Source organism: Microbulbifer sp. CAU 1566 (assembly GCF_023156515.1).
Lineage (GTDB): Bacteria > Pseudomonadota > Gammaproteobacteria > Pseudomonadales > Cellvibrionaceae > Microbulbifer.
The window spans coordinates 474,587-496,162 of the sequence record NZ_JALNMG010000001.1 but is presented as its reverse complement, the minus strand read 5'-3'; the positions used below and the strand labels follow the sequence as shown (position 1 = coordinate 496,162).

Below are 21,576 nucleotides of genomic sequence, written 5' to 3'. Positions count from 1 at the left end.
TGCTGAGGGCCTATTCCCAGCCAGCCAGCACAATCTTGCCAATGGTCTTTCCGGTTTCGAGCTGGCGGTGGGCCAGGCGCAGGTTGGTGGCGTCGATGGGTTCGATGGTTTCGCCGACGGTGGTGACCAGCTCTTCGTTATCGATCAATTTCGCGATCCGGTTCAGGATTGCCCCCTGCTCACTCATATCCTCGGTCTGGAACATGGCGCGAGTGAACATGAATTCCCACACAAAAGTCGCGCTCTTGGCTTTCAGCAGCTCAACCGGCAAAGGCGCACTGTTCTCGACGATAGTGCAGATTTTCCCTTGGGGTTTGATGGCGTTGGCCATGGCCGGGAAGTGCTGGTCGGTATTGTTCAGGCACAGGATGTAATCCACTTCTGGGATACCGATATCCTTCAGTTCCTCATCCACCGGGTTGCGGTGGTTCACCACGTGCGACGCCCCCATCTGTTTCACCCAGATACTCGATTTTGTACGCGACGCGGTGGCAATCACCTTGAGCTTTGCGAGGGTGCGCGCCAATTGAATGGCGATAGAGCCAACGCCTCCGGCACCGCCGATGATCAAAATTGATTTGCCCGCATCGCTACCCGCCGGGGAGATGCCCAGGCGATCGAACAGCGCCTCCCAGGCGGTAAGACTGGTGAGGGGGAGGGCGGCTGCGGCGGCGTAGTCCTGGGTGCGCGGCAACTTTCCCACGATCCGTTCATCGATGAGCTGGAATTCGCTATTGCAACCGGGGCGGGTGATATCGCCGGCGTAGAACACCTGATCCCCTGGCTTGAACCCGGTGACCTCCGTTCCTACAGAAATCACCTCGCCCGCGGCATCCCAACCGAGGATCTTGGGGGTGGCTTCTGTGATCGCGTCCGCCTTGGGAGCGCGGACTTTAGTGTCTACGGGATTCACCGCGATGGCTTTTACCGCAACCAGCAAATCCCGCGGGCCGGGTTCAGGGAGGTCGATATTCAGATCTACGAGGGATTCTTCGTGGTCGATGGGCAGGTATTGGTGCAGGCCGACAGCTTTCACTTGGGTTTCCTTTCCGGTGCTGTGTATTTGCAATTGGCGCTCGGGGCGCGTATTTCCCGAGGGGCCAGTTTCCCTGAATTCAATTTTCGCGCCAGATTGCGCGGTGGCGGCAGCATACAACTTGGGCGCGGTGTCTCGGAATCGTTAGGAACTGCTCAGATTGTAGAGAAGGGAGGAGGGAGGGGGTGTGATCACGATCCGACGTTGTCGGTGAAAATCAGCTCTCGGCGGGAATTTTGGCGGCAGATACAACGACCTGGGCTTTTTCCTGTGCATTACCGGAAACTTTACGGCTGGCAGCGCGTTTCAACCTGCGCTTTTGCCACCAGAGGTAGAAACCTGTGCCAAACAGCATTGCCGGCGCGAATCCCGCCAGCAGCACCAGCCAGCGGCCTACAAGGCCGAGGGCATCGCCGTTATGCAGCGGAAACTGCCAGCGCAGGATTTTATTGCCCAGGGGAATCTCGGTGACATTCTGGGTCATCAGCAGCTCGCCGCTGTACTGATCGACACGGGCAATACTGGCACCGTAGTTGCTCCAGGCCTCGTCGGCGGCGCGGAAGGTGAGCCCGTAGCTGTCGCTGTTGTCCCGGGGCAGATAAATGCGTTTGAGTTCGCCATCGGGAAAAGCCGACGCGGCAATGGCGACGGCTTCATCCGGGCTGATCGGCGTTCCCGCGTCGGTACGCGATGGAGGGAGTGCCGGACGGGGGCCAACCTCGAACAGGCTGCCCACCACGGTTTCCACCTGGGAGGGAAACACCAGGGCCACACCGGAAAAACTGATCATCAGCAGCAGAGGCAGAAAGTAAATGCCGAACACCTTGTGCACATCGAAATAAAACCGGAAGCGGTTGCCGCTGCGGGAGATGGTGAATGCGCGTGCCCAGCGTTTGTTTCCGTTCTGTGTTCTCCGGCTTTTTTTCGGCCACCAGAGCACGATTCCGCTGATGCAGAACACCATCAGCAACAGTCCCATAAAGCCCACCACCGTTTTGCCGTTTTTACCGGCAAGCAGGGTGTAGTGGAGGCGGTAAAGCCAGGTCATGGTGTATTCGCGGGTGCCCCAACCGCGTACTGCCAGTACCTCGCCGTCGGTGGGGGAGACACTAACTTCGACGGGACCGGGCGCGCCTTCCGGTTTTGGAAATCGCACCACATGCGGGCTGCCGGCCTGGCGCTGGGTCATCAGGCGCGTGGGCGCGGGGTTGCCGGGAACCGCTGCCTGGGCGGAGGCAAGAATATCGGCGTAGCTGGCGGGTCGCTCACTGGGTTTGAAAGTGACGGTCTGCGGTGCCAGCTGTTCATCCAGCGCGTGATCGAACACCAGCAGGCTGCCGGTGAGTCCGATCACGGAAAGCAGCAGGCCCAGGGTCAGGCCGGCGTACTTGTGCAGGATAAAAAACGCTTTACGCATAATGGTGCTTGATCAGAACACCTTGGAGTAAGACAGGTTCACACTGCGTCCAAGACCTTTGAAGTTGCGGATGTCGTTGCCCGCGGTCTGGGAGTAGTAAGTGAAGTAGTCTTCATTGGTCAGGTTCTGTAAACCCAGTGCGAATTCACCGCCCAGTGCCTGCAGTTGCGCGCTGGCATCAATAATGGTGTAGCCGTCAAATTCTTTGGTGACTTCACCCGCGGCATTTTCGAAGTCCCGGTCCAGCAGCCAGTTGGCCTGCAGACGGGTGCTGAAGGTGTCACTCCAGCTGCGTGCCCAGCTCAGGTTGAAACGGTTGGGGGCGATATTGCGGCCGTCCAGGTCGGTGTCCACTTTGCCATCACCGTTGGAGTCATAGCGGCCTTTGGTGTAGGCATAGCGGGCTTCGAGGGTGTCGGTGTCGCTGGCGAACCACTGGCCGCGCAGCTCCAAACCATCGATGTCGGTTTTTTCCCGGCTTACGCTGTAGATGCCATCGCTGCCCAGTGCCAGACGCTGGCCGAAGTCCGAGTCAGAAGAATAGTAAGCCGCCTGCAGGCCGAATTGCCCGCTGGTGAAGTCCAGGCCCAGCTCCTGGTTCTCGGTCAGGATCGGCTGCATATCGAGGAAGCTTTCCACATCCTGGTCCGGCTGATTGATACCGCGCAGTACCCGGCCCACATCCGGCATGGAGAAGCCTTCGGAGTAATTGGCATAAATCCGCAGGCCATCGGTGATCACATAGGTTGCACCGATGTTGCCCAGGGTCTCGCTGAACTCCGGATTGCCGCCCTTGACGAACTGACCGCCGTTATAGGAATACAGGGTGGTGAAGTCGTCGACCTGCAGCTCGGAGATCTCGTGGCGCACACCGGCGGTGATGGTCATCTTCTCGATACCGCTGAACTCGGCCTGCGCGTAAGGCGCGATGTTCTTGTATTGGGTCGGCGGAACCCAGGCGCGACCGGTCAGGATCAGCTGCTGCCAGGTTTCGTCCTGCAGCAGGTCCACACCGTAGGCCAGGCTCACCGGCGCGCCGGCAATATCGTCCTTGATCAGGGTCAGTTTCAGACCGCGCTTTTCCGAGTTGTTCTGGGACTGGTCGAAGACCACTTCACCATACGCCGGGTCCTGGAATGTGCCGCTGGGAGTGCCGCCGTAAGTGCCGGCGAAATCCTGTGAGAACACCTGCGCGCGCAGTTTCTGGCCGAGGAAGTCTTCCTTGCTGTACTGCAGGTTGATCGTGGTGACTTCGTTGGAGGGAGATTTACCCGGTACGTCGGCCTCGATGGCTGTGGTCGGGATACCTTCGCTGATATCGCCATTCACGCTCAGCCAGTTATTGTTGCCTTCTACCAGGAAGTGGTTGACGGTCAACTGCACTCGCTGGTCATCCCAGCTGTAGCCGGTCTTGATGAACGCGTTGATGGTATCGCTGTCCATGGTGTCGCCCTGGGTATTGTCGAAGCCGACAATATCGCCGTTGGCGTCATAGCTGATACCGGTGTTGCGGTAGCTGACACTGGCCAGTACATCGACCGCGTCTACCTTGCCAGACAGGCTGTAGCTGCCGTTGTAACCCAGGGTGTCGCTCAGCTCGCTGGGCTGGAGCGAGGACTCCACGCGGAAGCTTTGCTGGAATTCATCACTGCTGGGGGTGCGGGTAATCAGGTTGATGATGCCGCCGGAGGCTCCCATGCCGTGGATGGCGTTGGCGCCGTGGATCACCTCCACGCGCTCCAGCATCAGCGGGTCAATAGTGTGACCGTCGCGTCCACCGTCTCGCAGGGGGTTGGACTGGGGCACACCGTCAATCAGGTACAGCGGCTTGCGGCCGCGCAGGCTCTCACCGGAACTGGTCATCTTCTGGCGGCTGGGCGAGAAGCTTGGGATCAGGTTGCCGAGGATGGTGGACAGGTCGCTGGTCGCGGCCATCTGCTGGTTCAGTTCTTCCTTGCCGATCAGGGTCACGGTATTCGGAATGGCACTCAGGGGCTTCTCGGTACGGCTGGCAGTAACGACGACTTCTTCATGGATACGCTGGCTATCGCTTTTGGCTTCCTGGGCGACGGCACCCGGGATGGCGTAGGCGGTGCTGCAGGCGGCAATCGCCAGAGCCAGGGAAGTCTTTTTCAGCTTGAACATGGGGGAAGCTCCTTGAATCGTCTTCGTCGTTTTTCTGCATTTACTGCTGGCAGAGAAGCCCGTTTGCCGGGCCTCTGGCGGCTTTAAATTCACACCGCAATTTGGGTGGCGATACTAAATAAAATGAGAATTAATATCAATTTCAATCGATGACCGAAAAGCAGGTGACTTCTTTTATATATCTGCGTGTACGGGTGTCTGAGCCGGGAGATTGGTGAACGGAGCTGCTGCACTCTTCAAATGGCGCAAATGGGCACCGCGAAGCGGCGTTGTTTCTTCTTATAATGTGGGATCTGAAGCAAAGGTGGGCTTTGCTGAGGGGGTTTAAGGGTTCCCGCCCCGGAAATAGCCGGTGTGAAAATTAATGCCACAAGCGGCTTGACTCGCCCGGGGCTCGCCCCTAGAATGCGCAGCCTCTGAGCGGTTGGGGCAACCCACCGCAAGAAATCGAAAGTCTTACCAGGTTCGGTTTCTAGGGTTGTTGGTGCGGGGTGGAGCAGCCTGGTAGCTCGTCGGGCTCATAACCCGAAGGTCGTAGGTTCAAATCCTGCCCCCGCTACCAAATTTCCACTTATACTTTGATGAAGTGAAAGTGGTTGTTAAAACCCCTTGGATGTTGTTGCGGGGTGGAGCAGCCTGGTAGCTCGTCGGGCTCATAACCCGAAGGTCGTAGGTTCAAATCCTGCCCCCGCTACCAAATTTTGCAAAAGTACTTCAGGGTGCTTTTGCGCAGTAAAAGCCCCTGTTAGGGGCTTTTTCGTATCTGCGGCAAACCGGTCTCCGGGGTTGCCATCCGAATGGGCCGGGAGTCGGCGCCGCGGTTTCTCATTCGGACCGTGGGCTAGCTCCGCTGCCCATTTTTTGTTTTTGTACTCTGCGTCGGCAGATCGCAATACAGCTGACACGCCCTCGAGGCAAAGTGGTGATATGGCAAGCAAGCGCGAACTTTTAGAAGAGCTTCTGGCTCCAGTGGTCGAATCACTGGATTGCGAACTGTGGGGGATTGATTACCAGACCCACGGTCGCAACGCCCTGCTGCGTATTTACATCGACGCAGAGCGCGGAATCGCCGTGGAAGACTGCGAGAAGGTCAGTCGCCAGGTCAGCGCAGTGCTGGATGTGGAAGATCCCATCACCAGTAAGTACACCCTGGAGGTGTCCTCCCCGGGGATGGATCGACCACTGTACAAGCTTGAGCAATACCAGCGCTTTATTGGCGCCCAGGTGGAACTCCGTTTGCGCATGCCGCTGGACGGCCAGCGCAAGTGGCGTGGCCTACTGGCTGGCGTTGAAGGCGATGAAGTTGTTTTGCGTATCGACAGCGAAAATGAGTATCTGCTGCCGATCGACAGTATTGAAAAGGCGAACATCATTCCGCAGTTTGAAAGCGGAAAAAAATAAGCGGTTCGCACTGGAATCAGCTTGGATATTGCGAGTTTGATTCCGGTAAATGTTTTAGATGTTTCTTTTGTTAAATAGTTAAGGGCAATGCAGACGTAATGAGTGATGCAGCCAGATAGGGCTTCACTTGAGCATTGGATTACAGCACGTAGCGTTTTGAAGAGGCAGCTGCATGAACAAAGAAATCTTGCTGGTAGCCGAAGCGGTTTCCAACGAGAAAGGCGTTGACCGGGATATTATTTTCCAGGCAATTGAGGCGGCCCTCGCAACGGCCACCAAGAAGCGCTACGACGAAGACTCCACCATTCAGGTGATCATTGATCGCCGTACCGGTGACTATGAAACTTTCCGCAGCTGGGAAGTGGTCGACGACGAGACGCTCGCCGAGCTGGGCACCCAGTTCACTCTGGAAGAAGCCCACGAAAAAGACACTGAGCTGAAAGCCGGTGATGTTTATCGCGAGCAGGTGGAAAACGTCGAGTTTGGTCGCATCGCTGCGCAGACTGCCAAGCAGGTGATCGTGCAGAAGGTGCGTGAAGCCGAGCGCGCCAAGATTGTCGACGAGTATCGCGATCGCGTTGGCGAACTGGTGAGCGGTACCGTCAAGAAAGTAACCCGCGACTTTATCGCTGTCGATCTGGGCAACAACGCCGAAGCGCGTCTGCCCCGCGACCAGCTGGTTGGTCGCGAAATTTTCCGCCTCGGTGACCGTGTGCGCGCCATCCTGCTGGAAATCCAGCCGGAAGCTCGCGGCCCGCAGCTGATGTTGAGCCGCTCCTGCCCGGAGATGCTGATCGAGCTGTTCCGTATTGAAGTGCCGGAAATCGCCGAGCAGGTGATTGAAATCCGCGGCGCTGCCCGCGATCCGGGCCTGCGCGCCAAGATTGCCGTAAACACCAACGATGGCCGTATCGATCCGGTGGGTGCTTGTGTGGGTATGCGTGGTGCTCGGGTTCAGGCGGTTTCCAACGAGCTGTCCGGTGAGCGTGTGGATATCGTGCTGTGGGACGACAATCCCGCCCAGTTCGTCATCAATGCCATGGCGCCAGCAGAAATCGAGTCCATCGTGGTGGACGAAGATGCCGGTTCTATGGATGTCGCGGTTGCGGAAGAGAATCTGGCCATGGCCATCGGCCGCAGCGGCCAGAACGTACGCCTGGCATCCGAGCTGACTGAATGGCAGATCAATGTGATGAGCATTGAAGACTGGCAGAACAAACAGGAAGCGGAATCCGGCAGCATCATGGAAACCTTCATGGAGCGTCTGGACATCGACGAAGACGTCGCCGGTGTGCTGGTCGATGAAGGCTTCACCACCCTCGAAGAAGTGGCCTATGTGCCCATCGAAGAGATGCTGGCCATCGACGGTTTCGATGAAGATATCGCCGAAGAACTGCGTGCGCGCGCCAAGGATGCACTGCTGACCCAGGCGCTGGCCTCGGAAGAGCAGCTGGATGCCTCTGAGCCGCAGGAAGATCTGCTGAATATGGAAGGTATGGATCGCCAGTTGGCGTTCCAGCTCGCCAGCCGTGGCGTTGCCTCCATGGAAGATCTGGCCGAGCAGGCCGTGGATGACCTGCTGGATATTGAAGGCATGGACGAGGAGCGCGCCGCTGCGCTGATCATGAAAGCTCGCGAACCCTGGTTCGCCGACGACAGTGATCAATAAGCTTAATGCCCCGTGCCGGGTGCAAGCCCGGCCCCGCGCGCTGCTGCAAAGCGCGCGCCCCGAATTGCCTGCCAAGCAGGCCAAGGGTGGAGCAGTACAATGAACTGATACTGCTCCGCTACTAAGAGACTTTTTAGGAGAGAGAATGGCCGAAGTAACAGTTAGCGAACTCGCCAAATCGGTTGGTGCCACCGAGGAGCGTCTGCTCAAGCAGATGCGGGAAGCGGGTTTGCCCCACACTTCAGCGGATGCGTCCGTATCTGCGGAAGAAAAGCAGGTCCTGCTCAACTTCCTGAAAAGTAGTCACGGGGAGCAGAGTGCTGCACCGAAGAAAATTACCCTCAAGCGCAAAACCACCACCACGCTGAAGACCGGCTCTGGCACCGGCCGCAAGACCGTGAATGTGGAAGTGCGTAAGAAGCGCACCTACGTTAAACGCGCCGACGAAGCTGAGCAGGCAGAGCCAGAACTGGATACCTCCGCACTGCAGAAGGCTGAGGAAGAGCTGGCCGCGGCAGAGCAGGCCGCGGCAGAGCGCGCCCGTCTAGAGAAAGAAGCGGCAGAAGCCGAAGCAAAAGCCAAGGCGGAAGAAGAAGCCAAGGCCAAGCAGGAGGCCGAAGCCAAAGCGAAGGCCGAGGCGGAAGCCAAAGCGGTCGAGCAAGCGGAAGCCAAGGCCGAAGCCGCTACTGAAAAAGCGGAAGAAAAGCCCGCACCGAAAGCTGCCCCTGAAGCCAAGCCCAAGCCCGCGCCAGCGCCGGTTCGCTCCACTTACGTGGACGATATCGAAGCCATGCGTATTGCTGCCATGGAGCGCCGCAAGAAAGAAGACGAGCGCGAAGCTGCCGAGCTGGAAGAGAAGAAGGCCCGCGTAGAAGCCGAACGCAATCGCCTTGAGCAGGAGCAGAAGGAGCGCGCTGAAAAAGCCAAGCAACAGAAGCCTGCCGCGTCTGCGGATGGCGATGCTGCCAAGCCCGCCCTGCGTCGTAAACATGAAGCGGTCACCGAAGACCGCGATGACGACGAACCTCGCAAGCGTCGCAGCCGCCGCGGCAAGTCTGGCCCGAAAAAGTCCAGCAAGACCTCTCTGTATGATGCGGCGCTGGAAGTTTTCGAGAGCGACGAAGATGAGAAACGCAGCACGCGCTCTCTGTCGCGCCCGACGCTGAAAGTCAAGAATACGCACGGCTTTAAACGGCCGACAGGAAAGCAAGTGTACGAAGTGCAACTGGGCGAAACCATCACCGTGGGTGATCTCGCCAAGCAGTTAAATATCAAGGCCGGTGAGCTGATCAAGCGCCTGATGAAGATGGGTGAAATGGTCACCATCAACCAGAGCCTGGATCGCGATACCGCAACCCTGCTGGTTGAAGAGCTGGGCCACACCGTGGTACTGCGCTCTGAAAACGAAATGGAAGAAAAGCTGGTTGCCCAGTCCCAGAGCGTGGAAGGTGAAGAAACCTCCCGTGCGCCGGTTGTGACCGTAATGGGTCACGTTGACCACGGTAAAACCTCGCTGCTGGATTACATTCGTAAAACCAAGGTGGCTTCCGGTGAGGCCGGTGGTATTACCCAGCATATCGGTGCCTACCGGGTGAAAACCAGCCAGGGCGAAATTGCCTTCCTGGATACCCCGGGACACGCCGCGTTTACCGCCATGCGTGCGCGCGGTGCCCAGGCTACCGACGTGGTTATTCTGGTCGTAGCTGCGGATGACGGCGTTATGCCGCAGACCGAAGAGGCCATTGCCCACTCCAAGGCCGCGGGTGTGCCGTTGGTTGTCGCCATCAACAAGTGCGACAAAGAAGCAGCGGATCCGGATCGTGTTAAGAACGAACTGGCAGCCAAAGACGTTATCCCGGAAGACTGGGGTGGCGACACTCAGTTCATCGAGGTGTCTGCGCACACTGGCCAGGGCATCGACGAGCTGCTGGAAGCGGTTTCCCTGCAGTCTGAAATGCTCGAACTGAAAGCGAAGATCGGCGTACCGGCCAGCGGTGTTGTGATCGAAGCGCGCCTGGAAAAAGGTCGCGGTGTTGTTGCTACTCTGTTGGTACAAAACGGCGAGCTGAAGCGTGGCGACATCGTGCTGGCGGGCCAGAGCTACGGTCGCGTACGCGCCATGACCAACGAGCTGGGTAAATCCGTAAAAGATGCAGGTCCGTCCACCCCGGTGGAACTGCTGGGCCTCGACTCTACCCCGAATGCGGGTGATGAGTTCCTGGTGGTCGCTGACGAGCGTAAAGCCCGTGAAGTGGCCGAGCAGCGCGCGACTAAAGAGCGCACCGAGCGTATGCAGCGCCAGCAGGCGGCCAAGCTGGAAAACATGTTTGCGAACATGGAAGCCGGCGAGAAGAAAGTACTGCCGATTGTGGTCAAGGCCGACGTGCGCGGTTCTCTCGAGGCGATCCTGTCTGCACTGGCGGATATCGGCAACGAAGAAGTTTCCGTCAATGTGGTTTCCAGCGGTGTCGGCGGTATTGCCGAAAACGACATCAACCTGGCCCTGACCTCCGGTGCCATCGTTATCGGCTTCAACACCCGTGCGGATGTTGCTGCACGCAAGCTGGCGGAAACCGAGAGCGTCGAGATCCGTTACTACAGCGTGATCTACAACCTGCTGGACGAAGTGAAGCAGGCCCTGTCTGGCATGCTGGATCCGGAAGTGCGCGAAGAAATCGTCGGTATCGCCGAAGTGCGCGACGTATTCCGTTCGCCCAAGTTCGGCGCTGTCGCCGGCTGTATGGTTACCGAGGGTACCGTGTACCGCAACAAGCCCATCCGTGTACTGCGTGACAACGTGGTGATTTACCAGGGCGAACTGGAATCCCTGCGTCGCTTCAAAGACGACGTACAGGACGTTCGTAACGGCATGGAGTGTGGTATCGGGGTGAAAGACTACAATGACGTCAAGCCTGGCGATCAGATCGAAGTCTTTGACATCGTTAAGGTAGCCCGCGAACTCTAATGTTCTCTTTCGCCTGAGGGCAGGTTTCTACGGAGCTTTCGTAGGAGCCTGCGCTCAGGCGAATTTGCCATTCTGAATAGGTAAAAAATGGCCAAAGAATTCCACCGCGCCGACCGCGTCGCCGATGCCATGCGCCGCGAGCTGGCCCGCCTGATTCAACACGAAGTGCGTGACCCCCGGGTTGGCATGGTCAATGTCAACGACGTTGAAGTCAGTCGCGACCTCACCACAGCCAAGGTGTTTGTTACCCTGGTTGGCGAAGACGATCGAAGCAAAATTGATATCTCCATGGAAGCGCTGAACAAGGCCGCCGGCTTCCTGCGCAGCCAGCTCGCCAAAGAGATTCAGATCCGTACCATTCCTCGTTTGCAGTTCCGCTACGATGAAACCTCTGTACGCGGCCAGCACCTCTCGGCGCTGATCGACAAGGCGGTCAAGTCTGACCAGCAGAAGTCTGACGACGACACAGACGATAGCAGCGAACAGAACGACTGATGGGCCGCAGACCAAAATGGGGACGGCAGATCGACGGCGTCTTGTTGCTGAACAAGCCTGCTGGAATTTCTGCCAACGATGCCCTGCAAAGAGCCAAACGCCTGTTCTTCGCCAACCGCGCGGGGCACACCGGCGCCCTGGACCCGCTGGCAACAGGTGTGTTGCCGGTGTGTTTTGGTGAGGCAACCAAGTTTTCCCAGTATCTGCTGGATGCGGACAAGCGCTACCGCAGCACCTTTTGCTTTGGCATGACCACTGAGACTGGCGATGCTGATGGAGATGTCGTTGCCACCAGCGATGCGTCCGGTCTCACCGAGCAGCAGGTGCGGGACGCCATGGGTGCTTTCCGCGGCACCATTAGCCAGGTCCCGTCCATGTACTCGGCCCTCAAGCACAACGGGCAGCCGTTGTACAAGCTGGCGCGCCAGGGTATCGAGGTGGAGCGGGCAGCCCGCGAGGTGGAAATCTATTCCTACGAGCTGGTGGACTTCACCCCGGGCTCCGATTCCCCGGATAAGCTGCCGCGTGCGGTAGTGGAAGTGCACTGCTCCAAGGGCACCTATGTGCGCAGTCTGGCGGAAGATCTGGGCAAGGCGCTGGGCGTCGGTGCTTTCGTGGAGAAGCTGCACCGTATTGCTGCCGGCCCCTACCATGAAGACGACTCGGTCACCCTGGATGAATTGACCGCGGAGCGGGGGGAGGATCGCGCAGAAGTGCTGGATCACCACCTGCTGCCGGCGGATTCTCCCGCCTCAGGACTGCCCAAAATGATCCTTGCGGACGACACGGGTTACTATCTGCGACAGGGGCAGCCGGTGATGGATCTACAGGTCTATCGCTTGGGCGATGAAGGTGATATGGTGCGCCTCTTCCTGGAAAGTGGTGAATTTCTAGGCGTTGGTGAGATTACTGATGACGGACGGGTCGCACCCCGTCGGTTGGTAAAATAACCTGTAGGAACCTGCTCGCAGGGGATTCCAGGTAATGCAATGACTAGCTAGTCTGTAAACATGCACGGGCCAGCCGAATCTTTAAAGCATGTTACGAACGAGGTAATTCGTTATGGCACTGTCTGCAATCGAAAAAGCAGCCATCCTGAAAGAGCACGGCCAAGCTGAAGGCGACACCGGTTCTCCGGAAGTCCAGGTAGCCCTGCTGACTGCCAACATCAACAAGCTTCAGGGTCACTTTGCTTCTCACAAGCAAGACCACCACTCCCGTCGTGGTCTGATCCGCATGGTAAACCAGCGTCGTAAGCTGCTGGACTACCTGAAGCGCAAGGATCTGAACCGTTACGCTCAGCTGATCGCCAAGCTCGGCCTGCGTCGCTAAGACCCTGGGAATGCCCGCCTTATGGCGGGCATTCTTCTTTTTAGAATTCGAATTTTCCGGGGCAGCTATATTTGCCACGGGAATGCCGGGCCAATCAATAAAGTGCGTCCGGTGCATTCGTCTGCCTCTTATTTGTTTTGTTGAAGGCAGGCGGACAACTGTAGGGGCTGTTGGAATGGGCCAGCAGCCGTAAGGAAACAGGAAAGAGTCTAGTGAATCCAGTAACCAAAACATTCCAGTACGGAAATCAGAAGGTCACCATCGAGACCGGCCGTATCGCACGTCAGGCAACCGGCGCAGCGCTGGTCACCATGGGTGAGACCGTTGTGCTGTGTACCGTAGTCGGCGCCAAAGAAGCCAAGCCAGATCAGGGCTTCTTCCCGCTGTCTGTGCACTATCAAGAGAAGGCCTATGCGGCCGGCAAGATTCCCGGTGGCTTCTTCAAGCGTGAAGGCCGCCCGTCAGAGAAAGAAACCCTGACTTCCCGCCTGATCGACCGCCCGATTCGCCCGCTATTCCCGAATGGCTTCATGAATGAAGTACAGGTGATGATCACCGTACTGTCCGCGGAAAAAGACGTGGATCCGGATATCGCCGGCATGATCGGTACCTCTGCGGCACTGTCCGTATCCGGTATCCCCTTCGGTGGCCCGATTGGCGCGGCGCGCGTGGGTTACACCGAAAAAGATGGCTACCTGCTGAACCCGGGCTACGCAGCCCTGAAAGAGTCCGAGCTGGACATGGTTGTAGCGGGCACCAAGGACGCGGTCCTGATGGTGGAATCCGAAGCTGCAGAGCTGCCGGAAGACATCATGCTGGGCGCGGTACTGTTTGCCCACCAGGAAATGCAGGCGGTTGTTAAAGTCTGTGAAGAGCTGAAAGCAGAAGCGGGCAAGCCCACCTGGGACTGGCAGCCGGAAGCGGTGAACGAAGAGCTGAAATCCGCTCTGGAAGCCCAGTTCGGCGAGAAAGTGGCCGAAGCTTACAAAATCACCGACAAGCAGCAGCGCACCACCCGCCTGGCGGAGCTGCGCAACGAAGCCGCTGAAGCCCTGGCCACCGAAGAAGTGGATGCCGGCGTGGTAAAAAGCTACTTCGGCAAGCTCGAGAAGAAAACCGTACGCGGTTCCGTGGTTCGCGGCGAGCCGCGCATCGACGGCCGCGACACCAAGACCGTGCGCCCGATCAACGTGGAAGTTGGCGTACTGCCGAAAGGCCACGGCTCCGCACTGTTCACCCGTGGTGAAACCCAGGCGCTGGTCGTTGCCACTCTGGGCGCTACCCGCGATGCGCAGATCATCGACGCCCTCGAAGGCGAGCGCAAAGACTACTTCATGCTGCACTACAACTTCCCTCCCTACTCTGTAGGTGAAGCGGGTCGTGTAGGCGCTACTGGTCGTCGTGAAATCGGCCACGGCCGTCTGGCGCGTCGCGGTATCGCAGCGGTACTGCCGAACCCGGAATCTTTCCCCTACACCCTGCGTGTGGTTTCCGAGATCACCGAATCCAACGGTTCCAGCTCCATGGCGTCCGTATGTGGTTCCAGCCTGGCACTGATGGATGCGGGTGTACCGCTGAAAGCACCGGTTGCCGGTATTGCCATGGGCCTGGTGAAGGAAGACGACGGCTTCGCGGTTCTGACCGATATCCTGGGTGATGAAGACCACCTGGGCGATATGGACTTCAAAGTAGCCGGTACCGCTTCTGGTGTAACCGCGCTGCAGATGGACATCAAGATCGAAGGTATCACCGAAGAGATCATGGAGACTGCCCTGGAGCAGGCTCTGCACGCGCGTCTGCACATCCTGGCAGAAATGAACAAGGTGATCGGTGAATCCCGTACCGTGGTGAATGAGAATGCACCGCGCTACGCGACCCTGAAGATCCATCCGGACAAGATCCGCGACGTGATAGGTAAAGGTGGTGCTACCATCCGCTCCATCACCGAAGAAACCGGTGCTTCCATCGACATCGAAGACGACGGCAGCATCAAGGTGTTTGGTGAAGACGGTGAGAGCCTGGAAGCGGCAGTTACCCGTATCGAGGAAATCACTGCGGAAGCCGAGATCGGCGCTATCTACGAAGGTAAGGTTGTACGTATCGTCGACTTCGGCGCATTCGTAAACTTCCTGCCGGGTAAAGACGGCCTGGTACACATCTCCCAGATCGCGGAAGAGCGTGTCAATGCGGTATCCGATTACCTGAGCGAAGGCCAGATGGTCAAAGTGAAGGTGCTGGACGTAGACCAGCGCGGCCGCATCAAGCTGTCCATCAAGGAAGCCAATGCGGACGCAGCGGCAGAAGCTGATGAGGCGACCGGCGAGGAGTAATCCCTCCGGGAATGACCTGCTTGCAGGGCATTGAGAAAACGGTGGCTATAGGCCACCGTTTTTTTTGCCTGTAAATTGGCGCTTCTAAAAGAACTAACCCAGAAAACGGAAAAATAATGGAAGTACTACTGATTTATCTGCTGGTGGGAATCGGTGCGGGCACCATCGCCGGTCTCTTTGGTGTTGGCGGCGGGCTGATCATAGTGCCGGCGCTGGTACTGGTGTTCACCGCCCAGGGTATAGCCCCGGAAATTCTCACCCATATGGCGGTCGGTACCTCCCTGGCCACGATTATTGTCACCTCCATCAGTTCGGTCAGGGCCCATCACGGCAAACGTGCGGTGGACTGGAATATTGTGGCTACCATGGCGCCGGGAATTCTGCTGGGCTCCTGGCTCGGCGGTATGACCGCGGACTGGCTCTCCGGCCCCTGGCTGCAATTACTGATCGGTGTGTTTGCGGTGGGCATCGGGATCAAGATGTGGCTGGATGGGTTGCGCAAGGCGCAGTTGCCGACCGATGGCAGCCGCCTGCCAGGAAAGGTAGGTCTATCAGCTGTCGGTGCCTTTATTGGCTGGGCGTCGGCAATCTTCGGCATAGGTGGGGGCTCACTAACCGTCCCCTTCCTGTCCCGCTGCCATGTGATCATGCAGCGCGCGGTGGCAACCTCTGCCGCTTGTGGACTGCCGATTGCGATTGCCGGGGCCTTGAGTTTTGCGGTACAGGGTTGGCACAACAGTCTGCTGCCGGAGTGGAGTAGCGGTTATATCTACTGGCCGGCGTTTTTCGGCATAGTCCTGACCAGTACGGTATTTGCCCGTCTGGGAGCGCACATCGCCCACAAGCTGTCGCCCCAGTTACTGAAGAACTGTTTTGCCGGCCTCTTGTTTGTCATCGGGGCCCGTTTTATCTGGCTCAACTATGGCGTTGTTTTCGGTTGAATCTTGCCGGAATTAAAAAGGCCGCTGTGGTTGTCCACAGCGGCCTTTTTTTATGGTTCGGAAGTTGAAGATCAGGCGGTAACCGCTTTTCCTTCTTTGGCTTCCTCTTCGCCGGATTCCTGCATGCCTTCCCAGCCTTTGGATTTCAGGCCGATCAGCGCGAGGATGATACCGATACCGATGCTGAACAGTGCGATCTGCAGGTACAGGTTCGGCAGCTCCTGGATATTCTCGGGGTCGAAGTTACCCGCCAGCAGGCCAGAGATAATGTTGCCGATGGAGTAAGTAAGTACAAACACACCCATCATCTGGCCGGCAAAGCGGCGCGGGGATAGCTTGCTCACCGCACTCAGGGCAACCGGGCTCAGGCACAGCTCACCAACCGTGTGCAGGAAGTAAGTGGTGATCAGCCAGTAAGGCGCTACCTTGAGGCCCTGCGCGGCGTACTGAGCCGCAAAGAACATCACGATAAAGCCGGACGCCATGATGATCAGGCCAATCGCGCATTTCACGCTGTAGGACGGGGTGATCATGCGCTTGCCCAGGTTGATCCACAGGGCAGCAAAGAACGGCGACAGCAGGATGATGAACAGCGCATTGGCACTCTGGAACCAGGACGCCGGCATTTCAAATGCGCCGACAAGGCGGTCGGTGTAGTCGCGGCCGAACAGGTTCAGGGAGGAGCCCGCCTGTTCGAAACCGGACCAGAAACAGGCCGAGGCCAGACACACCAGAAACAGTGCCCACATACGCTTCTTCTCGGCAGTGGTGAGGTTGCCGGCGAAGTAGATGAAGCCGTAATAGGCAAAGAATGTCAGGGAGAATACGACCGCAACATACTGGGCAATGACCACCGGGTTGATGGTGATCTGGCCAGTCAGAGCCAGGGCGGCGATCACCGCGGCAACGGTGATAGCGGCACCAATCAGCTGCCATGCGCGCTTGGCGCCGCGCTCAGACAGGGGGTTTTCTGGTTTGAGGCTGGCATCGCCCAGATTGGCAATGGTCAGGCGGTACTGGATCAGGCCGATCGCCATACCCACCGCTGCGGCGCCAAAGCCCCAGTGCCAGCCAATGCTTTCACCAAAGAAGCCGCAGACAAAGTAACCAATGAAGGATCCCAGGTTGATACCCATGTAGTAGATGGCATAACCACTGTCTCGGCGCACATCTTCGGGCGCGTAGAGGTGGCCAACCAGGGCACTGATGTTGGGTTTCAGCAGGCCGGTACCGGAAGCAACCAGCATCAGGCCGACAAAGAAAGTGCTGTCATTGGGAATGGCCAGGACGATATGGCCGAGCATGATGATGATGCCGCCGTACCAGACTGTCTTCTGGCCGCCGAGGAGGCGGTCAGCAATCCAGCCACCGGGGAGACCGAGGAAATAGACGGCACCGGTGTAGAGACCGTAAATCGCAGCGGCGGCTGCTACGGTAAAGCCGAGGCCTTCTTCCTGGAGACTGGCGGTCATGAACAGGACCAGCAGGGCCCGCATGCCGTAGTAACTCATGCGCTCCCACATTTCGGTAAAGAAGAGGGTAGAGAGCCCCTTGGGGTGGCCGAAAAAGCCGGCACTATTCTGATGCGTATTTGACGACATATCAGCGTTTCCAGTTGTTATAGCTTTAATAGTTAAATCGACTTGAGTGTAACAGTGGTCTCACAAACAGGCGAATGGTTACAGGTGAAACAGGAAATGAACCTGCAAAAAGGATTCCTTCGCGACAGGAATCGTGGAAAATCAGGGATTCAGAACACGAAATGGGGAAAATAACGATGAAAACCCCGGAAAAGCTTGAACCGGTAGCAGTAAATTGGTCATCCACAGGGTTGGCGGGATTAAAACGGACCCTGCTGGGATTGTTGCTGGCCGGTCTATTGGGTTGTGCCAGTGCGCCACCACAACCCGAGACCCAGATAGATTTCAGCTGGTTATTGAGCGGAGCGGCATTATTTGATGCGCCCATCGATACCGCCGCGCTACCGGAAGATGACATCCTCGGCCTTGCACCGGCCATGCGCCAGTATCTCGCCGATGTCGCACCGCAAGCCAGTCCGCAACAGCGTCTGGCAGCCCTGTTGCGAGGCTTTGAGCATCGCGAGTTCACCGTCGAGTACCAGCCCGATAAGACACTGACCGCCACCGAAACCTATCGTCAGCAACAGGGCAACTGTATGGCCTTTACCGTGATGATGGTGGCCATGGCGCGGGAGCTGGGCGCTGAGGCCTACTTCAACCAGGTGGAGGTACCGCCGGTGTGGGGGCATGAAGAATCCCAGACGTTTGTGGTCTACCGCCATATCAATATGGTTTCGGAAAGCCCCCGCGGTCGCCGGGTAGTGGACTTTAATTTGGCCGCTTACGACCCGGTCTATGACCAGCGCAAGCTGTCGGATACCGAGGCCTTTGCCCAGTACTACAGCAATCGCGGCCTGGAGTGGATGCAGCAGGGCGATATGCCGCAGGCCTTTCGATACCTGCGCAAGGCCCTGGCCCTGAGACCTGGTGATAGTGACTTGTGGGCCAATCTGGGGGCTTTTTACAGCCGCAATGAGCGGTTCGCCGCGGCGGAGCAGAGTTATTTACAGGCGCTACAACTGGAGAGTAGCCACACCATTGCCATGAGTAATCTGGAGCGCCTGTATCGAAAACAGCATAAAACCGCGCAAGCGGACTATTACGCGGAGCGGGCGCGCTACCATCGCGAGCGCAACCCTTATTACCTCTATTACCAGGCGCGCAATGCGTATGAACACGGAAATTTCAAGGACGCCAAACGGCAGTTAAAGCGCGCTATCTGGCAGTACGAGGGCGACCACCGTTTTTATTTCTTGTTGGGGCTCACCAGTTACCGCTTGGGAGAATTTGACGATTCCAAAACCTATTTTACGGAAGCGTTTTCGTTAGCGGATAGTCCCGGTACCAAACAGGCTTACAGCCGTAAATTGAATTACCTGAAAAGCCATCCATAAAACGTAAGCAACAAAAAAAGGGGATGCCACTGGCATCCCCTTTTTCGTGTTGACTGAAAATCAGCAACGCAAAGTCGATCACTTAGAACTGGTAAGAAGCACCAGCCCAGAAGTAACGGCCCTGGAAGTCGTAGAAGCTGTTCCAGTCGCTGCCAGAGGTAGTGTGCGGATCCTTGTCGGAAACGTTATCAATACCAGCGGACAGACGGGTAGACTCGTTTACGTCCCAACCTGCTTTCAGGTTCAGGTAAGTCATGGACTTAACTGGCAGGTAGGGGCTGTAACCGTCGTCGAAGTACTGCATGTCAGCACCCAGGTCCCAGTCGTCGCCGTACCAGGTTGCGCTGGCCAGGCCGCGCCACTTCACGTACAGACCACTGGTGGTACCAACGTACTCCAGGTTATTGGTTTCAGTACCGGACTGCTCGTTGTACTCGTTGTACTCCAGCAGGCGGGAAGCCTGGGCACGCAGGCCCAGACGGCCAGCGTCGAAGTGCAGGTTGTGTACGATATCGATATCAACACCACGGGTGTCGATCTGACCGATGTTCATCTTCGCACCTTCCAGCGCAACGATCTGATCGCCGGCACCGCGGGTAACGAACTGACATGCGCTTGCTTCACCCTTACGGAAGCAGTCATCCAGCATACGCTGCAGGTCCGGGGAGGTGATCGCGTCTTCGATGCTGATGTCGTAGTAGTCCAAGGTAATGGACAGGTCGTCTACGAAGCTCGGGGTCCATACTACGCCAGCGGTGAAGGTTTTCGCTTCTTCCGGAGTCAGCTCTTCGTTACCACCGATGTTGGTTGGAACCTGGTTACCGGCTTGGGTAAAGCCTGCACCAACCATGCCACAGTTTGCGCCCTGGCCGTCTTCGTTGGCAGCGCTGGTGTCACACGGGTCGATCAGGTACTCGTAGCTCTGTGCAGAACCGCTGTACAGCTCGTAGATGCCCGGTGCGCGGAAAGAGGTGGAGTAGCTGGTACGGAAACGCAGGTCTTCAACCGGTGCGTAAACGATGCCGACTTTACCAGTGCTCTCACCACCGAAGGTACTGAAGTCAGAGTAACGAACCGCAACGTCAGCAGTCAGTTCTTCTGCGAAGCGTGCACCCTGCAGGATCGGCAGGTTGAATTCCGCAAATACTTCGGTTACGTCGTACTCACCGCCGGTAGCGTCTTGCTGGTTACCGAAGGTTTCGCCACTCTGGGTTTCCGGAGACGGGTTGAATTCACCGGATTCTTCACGGTATTCAACACCAGCAGCAAAGCCCAGTGCGCCACCCTGGAACTGAATCGCTTCGATGTCGCCAGACAGAGATGCGCCAACGTTCAGCAGCTCGTAAGAGTTGTCTTCGTAATCGTCGTAGCGGAAGTAGTCCATGATTTCCGGGCTCATGCCACCGGCGAAATCGTAGTCCAGACCTGCCGCGCCGCTGAAGATCTCTTCCAACTTGGTTTTGTTGTATGAGTTCAGGATGACGTTTTCGCCTTCGTTTTTGCCGTAGCTTACGAAGGTGTCCCAGCTCCAGCCATTGGAGAAGTCACCATTCAGACCGGTCGCAACACGGTAGGTGTCAGTGGTCTGTTCGTAGTCACGAGTACCGCCAGATACCGGGCGAATACGGAAGTCAGAGAAACCGTCAACCCAGTCGGTGCCATGAGTGGCTTCCGGTGCGGTCGGCTTCAGGCCTTCCGGGCTGCCCTGGGATTCCCACTCAGACAGTGCGGCGTTGTAAGCGGCCAGTTCGATCTGGTAAGCGTTGTCGGCTTTTACCCAGGCGTCCTGCAGCTGAGACTTAACTGCTTCAGGCAGGTGAGTTTCAGGGTTCAGGGTGAAACCGTTACCAGCGTACAGCGGTTGTGCTGCCAGTTGCTGGTTGCTGGTTTTGGTGGTGTAGCTGGCTTCACCCCACAGCTCTACGCTGTCGGTGATGGAGTATTTACCGGATGCGGTCGCAGAGGTGCGTTCCATAGCGCCAGACAGCCACATGTGCTGGCCGATGTCGTAACCGGCGTAGCTGCCGAGGGTTACACCGTCGTCGCCAATGCTGAAGTTGCCGTAGTTGGTAAAGATATTACCGTTCGGGCCCATGGAGCTGGTCAGGCCGGCCCAGTTGCGGTCGTCGTAAGTAATTTCGTCGCGCTGCGCGTGGGTAATGTTGGCAACAAAGCTGCCGCGCTCGCCTTCGTTGCCGAAGGTGATGGACAGATCGCCATTCTCGCCGCCGCCTGCATCGGTGCCACCGGCACGTGCATTGATGCGAACGCCGTCGAAGGAATCCTTCATGACCACGTTGATTACGCCAGCAACGGCGTCGGAGCCGTATACCGCAGAAGCACCGTCGGTCAGTACTTCAATACGGTCGATCATGTCTACCGGGATATTGTTCATATCGACCGCAGAGCTTACGCCGGACGCAGAAGATACGAAGCGACGGCCGTTTACCAGTACCAGAGTACGAGCAGAGCCGAGGTTGCGCAGGTCAACAAAGGACAGGCCCATGCCGCCGTTGTTGTCATTCGAGTTGATACCGGTGGTACCCATGGACGGCAACTGGTTCAGCAGCTCGTCGATGGTGCCAACGCCGGAGCGCTGGATAGCCTGGGAATCAACAATAGTGATAGGGCCAGTAGTAGAGAGAGGATCACGTGCAATACGGGAACCGGTAACGATCACTTCTTCAACAGTCGGGCCAGGCACGGCTTCCTGAGCGGAAACACCGGCGGTAGCCAGGGTGCTGAATGCTGCGATAGCGATACTCAACTTGGTCTTGATCATAAATGCATCCTTTATGTATTTAGAGGCACTTTTATTGGGTGTTGTATTTTTAGTGCGGCGTGACTTTAAAGGATCAATTGGAAATGTGG

The 21,576-nt window shown here is 57.4% G+C and carries 14 protein-coding genes and 2 tRNA genes; 11 read left to right on the top strand and 5 right to left on the bottom strand.

Annotated elements, in window-relative coordinates:
* Window positions 1-10: 10 nt before the first annotated feature.
* The 3 genes from M0G74_RS02190 to M0G74_RS02180 all read right to left on the bottom strand — a co-directional run bounded on the left by M0G74_RS02190 (window position 11) and on the right by M0G74_RS02180 (window position 4,598).
* Window positions 11-1,036, bottom strand: coding sequence for a zinc-binding alcohol dehydrogenase family protein (locus tag M0G74_RS02190; RefSeq protein ID WP_248213775.1), 1,026 nt, complete (start codon window positions 1,034-1,036; stop codon window positions 11-13).
* Between the two features lie 217 nt (window positions 1,037-1,253).
* Window positions 1,254-2,453, bottom strand: coding sequence for a PepSY-associated TM helix domain-containing protein (locus tag M0G74_RS02185; protein WP_248213773.1), 1,200 nt, complete (start codon window positions 2,451-2,453; stop codon window positions 1,254-1,256).
* 12 nt (window positions 2,454-2,465) lie between these two features.
* A complete protein-coding gene (locus tag M0G74_RS02180) occupies window positions 2,466-4,598 on the bottom strand; it encodes a TonB-dependent receptor (protein ID WP_248213771.1) in 2,133 nt (710 codons plus the stop codon).
* Between the two features lie 485 nt (window positions 4,599-5,083).
* Here M0G74_RS02180 and M0G74_RS02175 point away from each other — a divergent pair.
* The 10 genes from M0G74_RS02175 (at window position 5,084) to M0G74_RS02130 (ending at window position 15,731) form a co-directional block, all read left to right on the top strand.
* Window positions 5,084-5,160 (top strand) — tRNA-Met (locus M0G74_RS02175).
* 58 nt (window positions 5,161-5,218) lie between these two features.
* Window positions 5,219-5,295, top strand: a tRNA-Met gene (locus M0G74_RS02170).
* Window positions 5,296-5,525: 230 nt separating this feature from the next.
* A complete protein-coding gene (rimP, locus tag M0G74_RS02165; protein WP_160152668.1) occupies window positions 5,526-5,999 on the top strand; it encodes a ribosome maturation factor RimP in 474 nt (157 codons plus the stop codon).
* A 172-nt stretch (window positions 6,000-6,171) separates the two neighbouring features.
* Complete coding sequence (gene nusA, locus M0G74_RS02160; protein WP_248213769.1) at window positions 6,172-7,668, top strand: transcription termination factor NusA; 1,497 nt, start codon at window positions 6,172-6,174, stop codon at window positions 7,666-7,668.
* A 145-nt stretch (window positions 7,669-7,813) separates the two neighbouring features.
* Window positions 7,814-10,633: a translation initiation factor IF-2 gene (gene infB / locus M0G74_RS02155; protein ID WP_248213767.1), complete on the top strand. Its 2,820-nt coding sequence runs from the start codon at window positions 7,814-7,816 to the stop codon at window positions 10,631-10,633.
* Window positions 10,634-10,720: 87 nt separating this feature from the next.
* Window positions 10,721-11,128, top strand: coding sequence for a 30S ribosome-binding factor RbfA (gene rbfA, locus M0G74_RS02150; RefSeq protein WP_160152671.1), 408 nt, complete (start codon window positions 10,721-10,723; stop codon window positions 11,126-11,128).
* A complete protein-coding gene (truB, locus tag M0G74_RS02145) occupies window positions 11,128-12,078 on the top strand; it encodes a tRNA pseudouridine(55) synthase TruB (protein ID WP_248213764.1) in 951 nt (316 codons plus the stop codon). The genes rbfA and truB overlap by 1 nt, the downstream gene beginning before the upstream one ends.
* Before the next feature lie 112 nt (window positions 12,079-12,190).
* Window positions 12,191-12,460, top strand: coding sequence for a 30S ribosomal protein S15 (gene rpsO / locus M0G74_RS02140; protein WP_160152673.1), 270 nt, complete (start codon window positions 12,191-12,193; stop codon window positions 12,458-12,460).
* Window positions 12,461-12,672: 212 nt separating this feature from the next.
* The gene (gene pnp / locus M0G74_RS02135) at window positions 12,673-14,790 is read left to right on the top strand and encodes a polyribonucleotide nucleotidyltransferase (protein WP_248213763.1); all 2,118 of its coding nucleotides are present in this window, start codon (window positions 12,673-12,675) and stop codon (window positions 14,788-14,790) included.
* 116 nt (window positions 14,791-14,906) lie between these two features.
* A complete protein-coding gene (locus M0G74_RS02130; RefSeq protein WP_248213757.1) occupies window positions 14,907-15,731 on the top strand; it encodes a sulfite exporter TauE/SafE family protein in 825 nt (274 codons plus the stop codon).
* 71 nt (window positions 15,732-15,802) lie between these two features.
* Here M0G74_RS02130 and M0G74_RS02125 read toward each other — a convergent pair whose 3' ends face one another.
* Window positions 15,803-17,332 (bottom strand): peptide MFS transporter, encoded by a 1,530-nt coding sequence (locus tag M0G74_RS02125; RefSeq protein WP_160152676.1) that lies wholly within the window; start codon window positions 17,330-17,332, stop codon window positions 15,803-15,805.
* A 176-nt stretch (window positions 17,333-17,508) separates the two neighbouring features.
* Here M0G74_RS02125 and M0G74_RS02120 point away from each other — a divergent pair, with 176 nt between their 5' ends.
* The gene (locus M0G74_RS02120; RefSeq protein ID WP_248213755.1) at window positions 17,509-18,705 is read left to right on the top strand and encodes a tetratricopeptide repeat protein; all 1,197 of its coding nucleotides are present in this window, start codon (window positions 17,509-17,511) and stop codon (window positions 18,703-18,705) included.
* A gap of 82 nt (window positions 18,706-18,787) precedes the next feature.
* On the opposite strand, the gene M0G74_RS02115 is transcribed toward M0G74_RS02120, so the two are convergent.
* Entirely contained in the window at window positions 18,788-21,487 is a 2,700-nt protein-coding gene (locus M0G74_RS02115) for a TonB-dependent receptor (RefSeq protein ID WP_248213753.1), read from the bottom strand.
* Window positions 21,488-21,576 lie beyond the last annotated feature (89 nt).

Coding starts and splice junctions, on each gene's coding strand:
- M0G74_RS02185 (WP_248213773.1), bottom strand. CDS start 2,453: ATGCGTAAAGCGTTTTTTATCCTGCACAAGTACGCCGGCCTGACCCTG.
- M0G74_RS02180 (WP_248213771.1), bottom strand. CDS start 4,598: ATGTTCAAGCTGAAAAAGACTTCCCTGGCTCTGGCGATTGCCGCCTGC.
- rimP (WP_160152668.1), top strand. CDS start 5,526: ATGGCAAGCAAGCGCGAACTTTTAGAAGAGCTTCTGGCTCCAGTGGTC.
- nusA (WP_248213769.1), top strand. CDS start 6,172: ATGAACAAAGAAATCTTGCTGGTAGCCGAAGCGGTTTCCAACGAGAAA.
- infB (WP_248213767.1), top strand. CDS start 7,814: ATGGCCGAAGTAACAGTTAGCGAACTCGCCAAATCGGTTGGTGCCACC.
- rbfA (WP_160152671.1), top strand. CDS start 10,721: ATGGCCAAAGAATTCCACCGCGCCGACCGCGTCGCCGATGCCATGCGC.
- truB (WP_248213764.1), top strand. CDS start 11,128: ATGGGCCGCAGACCAAAATGGGGACGGCAGATCGACGGCGTCTTGTTG.
- rpsO (WP_160152673.1), top strand. CDS start 12,191: ATGGCACTGTCTGCAATCGAAAAAGCAGCCATCCTGAAAGAGCACGGC.
- M0G74_RS02130 (WP_248213757.1), top strand. CDS start 14,907: ATGGAAGTACTACTGATTTATCTGCTGGTGGGAATCGGTGCGGGCACC.
- M0G74_RS02125 (WP_160152676.1), bottom strand. CDS start 17,332: ATGTCGTCAAATACGCATCAGAATAGTGCCGGCTTTTTCGGCCACCCC.
- M0G74_RS02120 (WP_248213755.1), top strand. CDS start 17,509: ATGAAAACCCCGGAAAAGCTTGAACCGGTAGCAGTAAATTGGTCATCC.
- M0G74_RS02115 (WP_248213753.1), bottom strand. CDS start 21,487: ATGATCAAGACCAAGTTGAGTATCGCTATCGCAGCATTCAGCACCCTG.